Raw genomic sequence first — 12,423 nt, 5'->3', positions numbered from 1 at the left:
TAAGCCGACTATTCATTATCTTCCGCTGTTTTCATCGATATAGTACCATCTTTGTTTACTTTAGTTAAAGGATCTACTCCTTCACAATAATATTCAGAGATTCTATATTCATCGCTTCTTTTATACCCGAAGCTAAACTTGTATGGCTCTAGCAACATTTTGGGATCTTCAATAGTGATCTGGTCCTCAAGCAAGTCGGGTCCAGTAAGCTTGATGCGCTCGGTGATCGTCATTTCGTCGCTGTGCGGGATGTCGAAGAAGGTAACGTCCTCACGTACGCCCTTGGTAGTGACCACTAGCGTATCGCCTTCCCAGCGTCCGGCCGAAAAGCCGTAATAGGAAGGCGCATTGTCATCCGGGGCCAGCATTGGCACGTCGAGGAAGATGCGCCGCGTCTGCGTCACAAATTCGGCCAGCACGGTGACCTGCCCGGGCGTCTGAAGAATTTGCAACGGATAGATCGCCCACATAACCGTAGGCATTCCTTCCGGAAGGCACAATGTGCTTGCGTCCACGAGGGGCGTACCCGCCTGAAGTTTCGCTTCGCGCTCCGCTCGGAATGCCTTCCACTGGGTCGCATATGGCTCCCTGAGGTTGGGCCCACCATTGGGCACCCGCGACCGTCTGGGTGGCGGCGGATCGGGGAAAATTTCCCACACCCCGGTAATATTGGGCGCCTGCGCTTTGGTTTCGTCCATGGCGAAAGACATGGACGACACACCGAAGCTTAGCGCTCCCAGAAGAGCAAATTTCGCGATCTTCATCTTCATACTCTCTCTTTGTCTCTCACCGCGCTCCAAGCGCTTCCCAATTACGCATGACCATCGTCTAGCTCCGACACGGCAGTGGCGCGTTGCAGAGCAATGCAGGCATACCGAACACAGGGGCCGTCTATTTTCGGGACTGGACCATCCGTGCTTCGTTTAAAGAGTTCGTAGAGTGCCCCTAGAAACCAGACCATCCGCCTTTAGAGATGGACCTCCTCTGCGAATAAAACATCTACAACCCTTATTTGCAAGTCAAACATATGACGTATAATCGATATAAGAGACTCATGTCTATTTTTGCCCAGGGGATATGATCCATTAACGATGCGCAGCTTTGCAATCATTGGACCGGTGCGTTCCAATCGTTGATTGACGTAATTTCGAAAGCTCCGATCTTATCGTTTGCGGCATAGCCCACGCTCAATTCCACCATGCCCTGCGCGTAGCGTGCGCGATATCGATATACGCGGTCGTCCCCGAGATCTTGGCGCGCAAACAGAGCGACTTCGCGCAACTGCCCCAAAGAGGTAAGCTGCTTCCGATACCGGCCCATCATTGCGGTGAAATCGCGCTTTGCGAAATAGGCGAAGTCCTCGGGAGAGACCTGGTCCTGAGCAATCTGCTGCAGCAGACTTTTCACCTCGTCGGTGACGGCCGCCTCCCTATCCTTGATCGGAACGCCTTGCAGTTGTGCATATTTCGGGTCCAGCATGGCGGCAACATGCCCCGTTATCCTGGCGGGATCGCCACCCTCGCTATTCGCGACGGCGACGAGTGTCAGATCGTCGCGGAGATAGTGGATGATGAAGGATTGAAAGCCTTGCCAACTGCCTGAATGCCACCAGACCTCCTGATCGGCACTCCGCCCCTGGAACCAGCCAAATCCATAGGGATAGATGCGGCCGCTCGCGAGGCGGGCAGGCTGGCTAATTGCCGCCCAGGACTCCGCCTTTACAGCCTTTCGGCCAAGCAAAGCGGCACCCCAGGCTGCATAATCGAGCGCTGACAGATATAGCGAACCATCAGCTGTGGAATTGGCAGTGACTGATATCCACTGCGCATTGCGTGGCTTGCCTTCACGGATGTCGTAGCCTGCAGCGCGATTGGGAATTATCGCCATATCATCAATCGGTTGGGCGGTTTGCATACCTAGCGGCCTGAAGAGCCGTTCAGTGACAAAATCGGCATAATATTCGCCGGTAATTTTTTCGATTAGAAAGCCCAGGACGATGTAATTGCAATAGCTGAACCTCCATCGAGACCCGGCATCGAAATTCAGATCCAGCTTGTAGATGATGCCGAGTAGTTCATCGTCAGTATATTCCGTGCGGAAGTTCCCATTAGGCGTAGTCGGCAGGCCCGAGGTGTGATTGAGCAAATTTCTGATGGTGATCGGCCCCCAACTCACTGGCGAATCAGGAAAATATTTGCGTATGGGATCATCAAGGCCGATCTTTCCGTCCTCGACAAGCTGCATCACTGCAACAGCGGTGAACTGCATTCCCACAGCGCCAGTCTTGAAGAGCGTGTCCGGGTGCACCGGCACATGGTGCTCCAGATTGGCAAGCCCATACCCGTTAGCGCGCATGAGCTGGCCGTTGCGTATGACTGCCAGCGAGAGCCCTGGCACATTCTGGCGCGTGATTTCAGCATTTACATAGTCGTCGATCGGATCCGCGCGCACGGCTTGTGGAACACCTAGGCACAGAAGGACTGCCACAAAAGTCAGTCCACCTGATTTTATCTTTCGCATATTGCCTCCAGGATGTTGCTACGAGGCGGCAGGCCGCCAGGCGGACAGAGCCCGCTCGATCGAATGAAACGGACAGGCGCCGTATGCATCAGAACTGTTTCTCGATCGAAAGCCCGACTGTGCGAGGCTGGATGTAGTAGAACCAGTTCGGATTCTGCGAGGTCTGGTTGAGATATCCGCCACCGGCAACGCCCCGCCTATTCGTCAAATTCTGGACAAAGAAATTAACTTTCCAATCGTCCCACTTCACGCCAGCCGTCATGCCCACCTCCATGTACGACGGGTAGGTTTGCCGCAGCGGCGCCGTCTGCTCGGTATCGACGAATTCCCCTTTGCGATTGCCGATATAAGCAACTGAGGCTCCAATCGACCCCGTCGCCTCACCCGTCAGTGGCGCTTCGTAATTAAAGGAAAAGCGTCCCGAATACCGGCTAGAAAAGGGCAGCCTGTCGCCCTTGGCGGTGTAGAGGAGCGATGTGACGAAGCTCTCTCTGAGTATCGCGTCATTATATGCTCCCCAAACGGCGAGAGTCAGTCCATCCACGGGCCGTGATTCAAGTGCAATCTCGACCCCACGACTTCGGGCCTTGCCACCATTCGTGCCGAAGCTGAACGCACCGATCCGCTGGGTTATCTGAATATCTTTCCAGTCGATATTGTATAACGACAAGTCGTAGGAAAGCGCTTGCCCCAGCAGTTCGCCTTTCGCACCGAGTTCATAGTTGATCACTTTGTCCGGGTCGAACTGGCAGGGCAAGACACCGGGGTCACATACGGCATTGGGGCCGCCTGGCCGATAGCCAGTCGCCAGCCGTGCATAGATCATGTGATCGACCGAAAGCTTAAGCCGAGGCGTCACCTGAAAGGTAAAGGAGTTTCCTTTGGATCGTGGGCTTACGATACTGTAGGCGTATTCGCTGTCCGGCGCGAACGTTATCCACTCACGATGCGTCAGAATCTGGCGATTTTTGCTGTATCTCGCGCCGAACTGCACATCGAAGATATCCGAAAGCCGCGCCGTCATGTTGCCGAAGACGGCGTATTCCTTAAAGGTCAGATCATCCACCCATATCAAAGGAATGCCATAGACTGCTCCCGTGTTGGGGTTGGTCGCATTCGGGTGCAGCGTATAGTCAATTTTCTCGTGTGTGTAGAACCCGCCCACGATCCAATCGAATGCTCCGCCGACGGAACCGGCCAGTCGCATTTCCTGCGAGAACTTCTTCAGTCCATAACCTTTACGTAGAACGTTGCCGAATTCGCCGTTCGCCTGCGGATACACCAAAGGAAACAGAAAACCCGTCAGACCCGAAGCGGTGTTGTCGACCAAATCGTAATTCGTACTGCGAGAATAAGCGGTAACAGAGGTCAAATCCACACCGCCAAAGCCAGCGTTGATAACTGCGCTATACTGTTGCTGCTTCCCGTTGCCATGCCCGGCACCGATCTCGTCAGCCTGCAAAAAGCCGGAGCCAAATCCGAGGCGCGGATCCACGTTCGATGAACCGAACACATCCCGGTTTTGATATAATGCGCCAAGCTTCACCGAGAAGGTTTCAGAAGGCTTCCACAAGGCCGACAGTCGCCCGCCCGTTGCCGTACCCGAATTGACGTTCTTTTCCCCGGAAACGACGTTGTCTATGTAACCAGGATCGTGCCGCGTAAACGCACTGGCACGAATTGCGAAAGTTTCTCCGAGAGGGAGGTTGATCGCTCCGCGGACATTATATCCCAGCGCCTGACCGGCACCACGAATTGTATTTGTCCCGACCGCCACCGTGCCTCTGACTTCCTTTAGATCAGGATCGGTGGTGATGTATTTTACGAGACCGCCGATGCTGCTCGCGCCATAGAGTGTACCTTGCGGACCGCGCAGGACCTCGATCCGCTCCAAGTCGCTTGGGTCCAGATCTGGTGCTGAGCCGAAAAGACCACTCTGCCCTGTGGATGAACCGTAAGGAGCATCATCAACCGTGTAGCCGATGACGGGATTTCCGGTGACAGGACTTGTTGTTATGCCACGGATTGTCAATCGTGCCCGATTGTTCTGAAATTGAACGTTTACGCCAGGAACATTCGAGAAAAAGTCCTGCGCTCTGGTCTGGTTCTGATCGGTCAGGGTGCTGGCACTGACGGCAGTAACGGGCACTGGTACATCCCGTAAACGCTCTTCGCGTTTCTGGGCGGTAACGATGATATCCCCACTCTCTAAAGCACCGCGGGCAGACTGGCCTGCCGTCTGCTGAGCGGACGCATATGCTGGCACAAGCGCCAGTCCAAGCGCGCACAATCCGCTGGTGTGCGTGCGCGCAATGGTGGCGAGCCGTGCACTCTTGGTCTGCGTAGCCGTCTTTCCCCGCATGTAAGCGTTCATGATGTATCTCCCCAATATGACCACCCCTGGCCGGCTTGGTGATGAGGCAGCTTCGGTTGCGCCGTATTGTGCGGCTTCAGGATTTTTTAGCTGTCCGAAGGCGTGCGACCACCAATATTGAGAATAAATCACATTAATTGCGTGTCATCAACCAGTAATATTCCGCTATAACCACATATATGAGAATTAATGACATTTTCTTCTGCGTGGCAGGTCTAGTAAACGCACTCGTGAAACAGACGGTTGCGCCCAAGCAGCGCTAGCTTGCGTTCCTGATAGTCTGTTTCGGGTCGATGCCTCGCAGCTCGTAGGCACGCCGGACCGCCCATTGATATCAGCCACTTAGAGCGAATAAAAAGGCGTATAAATTCGAAATTATTCACATTATACGAGAATATGGCGGGAGCAGATTGCTTACATCAGAAGGATTTCTCTTAACGCCAGGGTCGATGACAAGCGTTTGTCTGGGCCAAAACCGAATTTTGAATATTCGTCGGTACGTTTAAATTTTTGCCGCTGCACACAACCGAATAAATCAACAGAATCTGAAACTTATCGGAGAACCATGCCCCCGTTTTAAAAAATAAGACAAGTTAGAAACCGAAAATCGGCGCCCATCTCAGGAGACGTCATAAAGGTCTGCAGGAAAATGAGTACACTAAGCAAGATATTGGAAATCCTGGATTTCTTCGGCCCGGATTCTCTTCAGGTAAGCGCTGAAACTATTTTAGAACGGACAGGTCTGTCGAAAGCTACGGTCTACCGGCACGTGAGAGATCTTTGCGACGCTGGCCTCATAACCCGGGTGGGCAGTGGCAATTATAGCCTTGGGCCACGTATCATCGAACTGGACTGGATGATGCGGCAATACGACCCTATTCTCATCGCAGGACGGGAGGCGATGCACCAACTCGCTGAGGAAACGCGTCTCGCAGTGGTTTCCAGTGTGTTTTACGACGACCGGATCATCAACACTTACATCGTTGAACCGACGGAGAGCTTTGCATTCCATTTCGGACGAGGCCAGCCCATACCTCTATTCTCCGGCGCGCAATCAAAAGTCCTCCTTTCCTATCAAAAAGGTCGGCGACTCCATAAACTGTTCGAGGAGAAAATTGTCGGCAACGCCAATCATCCATATCATGACTGGTCATGGCAGGAATTTTCCCGGGCCACCAAGAAGATACGCAAGGACGGATATTGTGTTACCAGTAACGAACTGACAGGCGGCCTGAAGGGCATTGCCGCCCCCATCCTTCGGCCTGGAACCAAGGAAGCGGTAGGGAGCATCTGCGCGGTGGGGACTGAAGAAATGTTTGCCCTGTTGCGCGATGAGTCTGTCATCGGAAGAGTCACCGAAACGGCTGATCGCATTGCCATAAATCTGGCGACTACAGCGTTCTAAGTCCTGACCGCTGACTGCTCCGTTAGATAAGCACCCCGACCTGTCCTTGGGCGCACATAGATTCGAGACCGCATAAATAACCTGAATTTTGAACATAATCTCATAAAATGCACATAGGTCATTTTATATGCTTTATCGTAGGATTTTTTTGTGATTAAATCGCATTATACAAGATTACTCGAAGCCCGCCAGCGATTGGCGGGCTAGCGTGGTGCGCGGGATTTGAAGTGGGGGTGACATAGTGCGCTCTCGGGGAGCAGAGCATGACGAACACCCTGACGGAACCATCGACGACCACGAACGCCTATCGGTGGTACGTCGTCCTGCTCCTTACTCTAGCCTATGTTTTTTCGTTCATCGACCGCCAGATATTATCGCTGCTTATCGAAGAAATCAAAGCAGACCTCGCCATTTCGGACACACAATTCAGCCTGCTCAGCGGGCTGGCATTTTCTCTATTCTATGCGATCATGGGTTTGCCGATCGCCTACTTCGCCGATCGCTTCTCGCGCGTACGTATCATTGCCGCTGGCATTGCTTTCTGGAGCTTGGCCACTGTCGCATGCGGGTTAGCCAGAAACTTCGCGCACATGTTTGTCGCTCGTGTTGGAGTCGGAGTCGGTGAGGCCGCACTGACACCTGCAACCTATTCGATGCTCAGTGACATGTTCCCACGAGAGAAGTTGGGTCGTGCACTGGGGACATACTCGATGGGCGCTTTTTTGGGCGGAGGGCTGGCCTTTCTCGTCGGCGGCTATGTCATCGCCCTCCTCAAGAGCACGCCTCTGGTGGACGTCGGCCTGCTTGGCACTATTCGCTCCTGGCAGTTCACGTTTTTTATCGTCGGCATCCCTGGCCTCCTGATCGCGCTCGCTGTGCTGATGACCATTCGCGATCCGCGGAGCCAAGCAGTGGTATCGACGGCACACTCCCCTGCGATCGGAGACGGGCTTCGGTTCGTCCGGGCACATGCCGGAACTTTCTTTTTCTTGTTCATCGGCTTTTCGTTCTTTGCGATGTGCCAATATGCGCTGATGAACTGGACGCCAGCGCTGTACATCCGCAAATTTGGGCTTAGCGCAACCCAAACCGGCTATCTTCTCGGCAGCATTCTGCTGGTATGTAGCACTTCAGGCGCATTCTGCGGCGGCTGGCTGATAGATTTCCTGCAAAAGCGTGGTCGCACCGATGCAGCGATGCTCAGCGGAATTATTGGAGCGGCGTTCATGCTACCGTCGGCGGTCGGTGCGGCTCTGGCGAACAATTTGCAACTATCTGTCGCGCTCCTCGTGCCGGCGATGTTTTTCTCATCGTTCCCGCTATCCACCTCAGCCGCGTCGATTCAAGTGTTAGCCCCGAAGCACCTCCGCGCGCAGATCGCCTCCTTCTTCCTCTTGGTCTCCAACATCATCGGCATGGGTATCGGAACGACACTGGTCGCACTGGTCACCGATCGCTATTTTCAGGACGATCGCGCTGTCGATTCTTCGCTGGCGATCGTGATCGGCTTAGCGGCAACCGCCTGCCTGCTGTTGCTCGGATTTGGCCGCAGATATTATCGCGCCAGCTTGGCAGCGTCGGTAAGCCGTGGGAGCTAGGAAACGCGCCTTTACTGGCTTCACTCAGCGCCATCCAGAAACGGGCGCGGAAGAACCTGTTCCCCGTCCCATGATGTCCCCAAAAGATCCGTACCACGCTGAATTTTGAATGAGATACCATCAGCCATCTGTGAGGATAAAGTCCATGCACTCTACATCGGATCGCACATGCAAAGTCGATTTTGAGTCGGATCGACGCAATATTCTAAAGCAGATTTTATCCTTGGGCGTAGGCGCAGGCTATGCGGCACACGCGTCGGGCAGCCTTGCAGGCACCCTTGCCTCTGGCTTCCACGCTTCAGACGTCAAGGCTGCTATTCGGCGCGATGAAACCACTGCCCGGCTAGGCGGCATGGGCCATGGGTATCAGATGTCCTGGGGTGCCCAAGATCGCCAGTATGTAGCGGTGAATGGTGGCACCGGCTGGGCCGAAAAGCCGAAGAGTTTATATTACTCGCGACTTTGGACCATTGACGGCAACGTGCAGAACGCCACGTTTTCCGATGTAAGCAACTATCCGGATTTGAACGAAATTTCACGTTCGGGGCAACTTCCCCGTTATGTCGGTGGCGGGCTGCTTGCGGTGCGTGGGCGCATCTACCATTTTTTAAGCACGCTCGACCGCGCCAAAGATCGCCCTCGGCATTGGACCGGATGCAAGCTCATTTACTCTGATGATGGGGGACGCACTTGGCACAACCAGGATGGTACCTCCCCCGTTCACTGGGAAGACTGGGAGGAGCAGTCACGCGATCGCTTGGCATTCTTTAATGAACCGGACGGCTGCTTTTCGCTGCTCTCGATCTTGCAGATGGGCCGGGATTACAGTGCCAACCGCGATGGCTACATATACGCCTATGGGGTCAACGGGAATATTGACGGGCGGATGAACGAGCTCGTGATGTTCAGAGTGAAAGTCGAGAAAATCCTCGATCGACACGCCTATGAATTTTTCGCCGGCTCTGCAGGCGATGGCACGCCGCGTTGGATCAAGGACATCGCTGCACGGGCAGTCGTTCACAGTTTCCCTCGCGGCTGGATCAACCGCACGAACCTCATGCCGGGCGATCTCGTCGTGGAAGCGTGGCTTCCAAGCTTTGTCTTCAATGAGCCACTTGGTCTTTATATGATGGCCAGCGCAGGCATCGGTTGCGCACCGGACGGCACCGAGTTCGGCAAACCCAGCTATCTGGGGTTCTGGGTCTCGACAACGCCTTGGGGGCCTTGGCGCCAGATACATGAGGACACGGCATGGATGCCCGGCGGCGATCGGGAAGCGCGCGCTTACCTGCCAAGAATTTCCCCCAAATGGATTTCTGCGGATGGGAAGTCGTTCGCATTCGTCTGGTCTGACATCAAGGGCATCAGGGAGTTTGCCCGCGATGAATCCCTGTTCACCGCTGCACTCGAGAAAGCCGCTACTGCAGAAGAACGCAATATGGTGTCGTTGGATTTTCTCCGGCGATATATGCCGGGGCTTTCCTTCAATGTTCAGCGTGTCGATTTAGTTGTAAGCTGACTGCGAACCTGCATATATTGCCGTTGCGGTGCGGCCTTCCTCGATAGCGCAGAGATCGTGGAAATGCCCGCACCCCATCGGTTCACTCTTCGCCCTGATCCAATTTCATGGTTACAGTGCCATCCTTGTTCACCGTGGTGAGCGAATTTTCACGATCGCAAAAATACTCGGTCATCCGATAGTCATCGTTTCGTTTATATCCAAAAGCAAACTGGTACGGCTCCAACAACCTCTTGGGATCGTCAATGGTGATCTGATCCTCGAGCAAGTCGGGTCCGTTAAGCTTGATGCGTTCGGTAATCGTCATTTCATCGCTGTGTGGGATGTCAAAGAAGGTAACGTCCTCACGCACACCCTTGGTGGTAACCACAAGCGTATCCCCTTCCCAATGTCCGGTAGAAAAACCATAATAGGAAGGCGCATTGTCATCCGGGGCCGGCATCGGCACGTCGAGGTAGATTCGCCGCGTCTGAGTCAGGAATTCGGCGAGCACAGTGACCTGACCCGGTGTCTGCAGAATTTGCAGCGGAAATGGAGCATACATGACCGCAGGCATCCCTTCCGGGAGGCATAATGTGCTTGAGTCCACGAGAGGTGTACCCGCCTTGAGTTTCGCCTCACGTTCGGCTCGAAATGCCTTCCACTGAGTTGAATATGGCTCCTTCAACTTGGGGCCACCGTTCGGCACTACGTACTCACCAAAAAAGTCATCGTTTGTGAATTTCTTCGTGTAGTTACGCCACACCCCGTTGATATTTGGGGTTTGTGCGTTGCTTTCAGCCATGGCGGGAGAGATAGACGGTGCACCGAAGCTCAAGGCAGCCAGAAGAGCAAATTTCGCGATCTTCATCTTCATACTCTCTCTCCGTGCTTTACCATGTAGCTCACGCTCCCACCATTTCTTTGCAGAGCTTCGTTCTGGTCGAACATTGCAAAATGGGAGACTGCCGATGGCCCTGCTACACCTGCCATGCGGAGCACGGCCGCCAACTCAACCTTCTTGCGCATTACTATCTTCCACCTTCGACACGGCATTGGCACCTCGCAGAACAAAGCGCCCATTCGCCAAACTCAAGTGACCCTCTATTTCCTGGATTGAGCCATCCGCGTTTCGTTCAGAGAGTTCACCCAGCGCCCCTCGCAACCAGGCCATCCACCCTAAGGGAAGACAAGCCAACTTGCGAAATAAATCACCCGCAGCTCGCCTTGGCAAGCATTAATTATGCATAAAACTCTATATGAGAGAATTTTATGGCAATATTCCGATTTTTCGCTCCATCTTAAGCGATGACAGATGAGCCTATTAGAGCAGTCATGTCCGGCAAAAGAAACGTTACGGGCTGGGCTGTTCTTATCTAGCCCTGCAGCTAAGCGTGTGCATGCGCCGATTTTGGCCGGTCACCAATATTGTTGTGCTACGTTACGGGGACGGAATGGCTTTGCAACAGTGTCGAAATAGGGAGGCTCGGCCATTCAGGGCACGGAAGCATCGACAGCCTGATGGTCAGAACCGGCGCAGCCCGCATATCTTGCCATTATGTCCACTGAAACCATCGACTGCTGCGCGCTCTGAAAGCCAATTTGGTCGCCCGGCATGCGCTTGGCTCGCCGGCCGCGACACAATTGCCGCTATCCGGCCAAGCGAAACCGCAAGGTCTATTTCGCCGGCAAGTACGCCATCTAGGGACGGAGCAACATCGTCGAACGCATGTAGCCCGACCCGTTTGTCTACTTCCCGGACAATGTCGAAAGATAAGCAACAATGTCAGCGCGCTGTGGCGCGACAGGGATCGCAATCACCATCCGAGTACCCGGCACGAGCTTGTTGGGCGCCGTAAGGAACGTGTCCAAGCTAGCCTTTGACCACACGATTGGCGCTTTCTTCATCGCGGGGGAATAAGGAAAGTCGCTCTGACTTCCGGCTTTCCGTCCTACAACCCCCAAAAGATTGGGTCCTATGGTGCCCTTCTTCCCCGGCTCTACCACATGACATATCGAACAGCGTTGCTTGAACAGAGCCGCACCCTTTGCAGCGTCCTGAGCTGAAGCCGCGGTAATCGTGCAGGCGACCGCAGTCATTGCCAACGCAGCTTTAAGAACGATCATGTGACACTCCCAATTTATGCTCTGGCATACCGAATTTAAGCCTTGGTTATCCGTGGCGAGAGATTCTCGTCAGCATTTCGGCCATGCTTCTCCGCCTCTCGATACAATCATCAAGATGAATATCAACTGTCGGACGATTCTACGATCACGGAAAAAGACACGCCGCACCCTGAAATAAATCAGGAGGGCCTTAGGCTCAATTAGGCGCCTTTGACGTATCCACCTTCTCTACCCATTCTGGATAGAAGCTCGGCTCGCGATTCGACCAGCCGGCAGCCGTAGCTGCTGCTTCGCTAATCGACTGCAGCAATACTCGGCGCTTTTCAGGATGAAGATGCGGTAGGCTGGCCGCCGCGCAAAATGCCCCAGGCAACCATGGACGCGCACCTGCGCCGATCAGGCGCTCGTACAGAAAACGATAAGCCGAAAAGCTGATCAAACGGTCCTGCCCAAGATCGAACGCAGACACTGTGACGAGGGGTACCATGAAAGGTTCGACCTGATCCAGGCCACTATCGTCAGGAACCATCGATTTGATCTGGTCCAACCGATCGTAGATACGCACCTGTGCCCGGATACTCGCCGCTTCGACGACATCACGCGACCACAATTCCATAGCGTCGCGACGGTGCAAGCCAACGTCCAGGGAACGACGGATATAGCGCTGGGTGGAGGAAGGAAAACTTGCGAACTCGCGCATTTCAGCAAGGGCCATTTGCCCATCAGCGGGTTTTGCATTCGTATTCATGTGCATGCCTCCAACCAGTTTAGGCCCAGACAAGCAGATCATGCGCCTCCCATAGTTACCGAAGGCTTAAGCGCATGTTCCACCGACATTCATATCCGAACATTCTTTTATGGCCGGATGGTGGCAAGGGATCAGATTTTGAATGTCGGCGCA

9 protein-coding genes are annotated in these 12,423 nt (G+C 54.0%); 3 read left to right on the top strand and 6 right to left on the bottom strand.

What is annotated here, in order from left to right:
• Positions 1-8: 8 nt before the first annotated feature.
• The 3 genes from LQ220_RS13455 to LQ220_RS13445 all read right to left on the bottom strand — a co-directional run bounded on the left by LQ220_RS13455 (position 9) and on the right by LQ220_RS13445 (position 4,894).
• Complete coding sequence (locus tag LQ220_RS13455) at positions 9-770, bottom strand: hypothetical protein (protein WP_230188810.1); 762 nt, start codon at positions 768-770, stop codon at positions 9-11.
• A gap of 337 nt (positions 771-1,107) precedes the next feature.
• Complete coding sequence (locus LQ220_RS13450; protein ID WP_230188809.1) at positions 1,108-2,451, bottom strand: serine hydrolase domain-containing protein; 1,344 nt, start codon at positions 2,449-2,451, stop codon at positions 1,108-1,110.
• A gap of 157 nt (positions 2,452-2,608) precedes the next feature.
• Complete coding sequence (locus LQ220_RS13445) at positions 2,609-4,894, bottom strand: TonB-dependent receptor (protein ID WP_230188808.1); 2,286 nt, start codon at positions 4,892-4,894, stop codon at positions 2,609-2,611.
• Between the two features lie 649 nt (positions 4,895-5,543).
• Between LQ220_RS13445 and LQ220_RS13440 the strand changes: the two genes are divergently transcribed.
• From LQ220_RS13440 to LQ220_RS13430, 3 genes are all read left to right on the top strand, one after another.
• Positions 5,544-6,299: an IclR family transcriptional regulator gene (locus LQ220_RS13440; RefSeq protein WP_230188807.1), complete on the top strand. Its 756-nt coding sequence runs from the start codon at positions 5,544-5,546 to the stop codon at positions 6,297-6,299.
• A 263-nt stretch (positions 6,300-6,562) separates the two neighbouring features.
• Complete coding sequence (locus LQ220_RS13435) at positions 6,563-7,897, top strand: MFS transporter (RefSeq protein ID WP_230188806.1); 1,335 nt, start codon at positions 6,563-6,565, stop codon at positions 7,895-7,897.
• 223 nt (positions 7,898-8,120) lie between these two features.
• Complete coding sequence (locus tag LQ220_RS13430; protein ID WP_230188805.1) at positions 8,121-9,416, top strand: DUF4185 domain-containing protein; 1,296 nt, start codon at positions 8,121-8,123, stop codon at positions 9,414-9,416.
• 82 nt (positions 9,417-9,498) lie between these two features.
• Here the strand turns inward: LQ220_RS13430 and LQ220_RS13425 are convergent, their stop codons facing one another.
• The 3 genes from LQ220_RS13425 to LQ220_RS13415 form a co-directional block, all read right to left on the bottom strand.
• A complete protein-coding gene (locus LQ220_RS13425) occupies positions 9,499-10,272 on the bottom strand; it encodes a hypothetical protein (protein ID WP_230188804.1) in 774 nt (257 codons plus the stop codon).
• Positions 10,273-11,144: 872 nt separating this feature from the next.
• The gene (locus tag LQ220_RS13420) at positions 11,145-11,495 is read right to left on the bottom strand and encodes a c-type cytochrome (RefSeq protein ID WP_230188855.1); all 351 of its coding nucleotides are present in this window, start codon (positions 11,493-11,495) and stop codon (positions 11,145-11,147) included.
• 223 nt (positions 11,496-11,718) lie between these two features.
• On the bottom strand, positions 11,719-12,270 hold the full coding sequence (locus tag LQ220_RS13415) for a hypothetical protein (protein WP_230188803.1): 552 nt from the start codon (positions 12,268-12,270) through the stop codon (positions 11,719-11,721).
• Positions 12,271-12,423 lie beyond the last annotated feature (153 nt).

It is taken from the genome of Sphingobium sp. CECT 9361 (assembly GCF_918741285.1).
GTDB lineage: Bacteria > Pseudomonadota > Alphaproteobacteria > Sphingomonadales > Sphingomonadaceae > Sphingobium.
Note: the sequence above shows the minus strand (reverse complement) of the source record. Positions and strands in the feature narration are given on the sequence as shown.

Coding starts and splice junctions, on each gene's coding strand:
- LQ220_RS13455 (WP_230188810.1), bottom strand. CDS start 770: ATGAAGATGAAGATCGCGAAATTTGCTCTTCTGGGAGCGCTAAGCTTC.
- LQ220_RS13445 (WP_230188808.1), bottom strand. CDS start 4,894: ATGAACGCTTACATGCGGGGAAAGACGGCTACGCAGACCAAGAGTGCA.
- LQ220_RS13440 (WP_230188807.1), top strand. CDS start 5,544: ATGAGTACACTAAGCAAGATATTGGAAATCCTGGATTTCTTCGGCCCG.
- LQ220_RS13435 (WP_230188806.1), top strand. CDS start 6,563: ATGACGAACACCCTGACGGAACCATCGACGACCACGAACGCCTATCGG.
- LQ220_RS13425 (WP_230188804.1), bottom strand. CDS start 10,272: ATGAAGATGAAGATCGCGAAATTTGCTCTTCTGGCTGCCTTGAGCTTC.
- LQ220_RS13420 (WP_230188855.1), bottom strand. CDS start 11,495: ATGACTGCGGTCGCCTGCACGATTACCGCGGCTTCAGCTCAGGACGCT.
- LQ220_RS13415 (WP_230188803.1), bottom strand. CDS start 12,270: ATGAATACGAATGCAAAACCCGCTGATGGGCAAATGGCCCTTGCTGAA.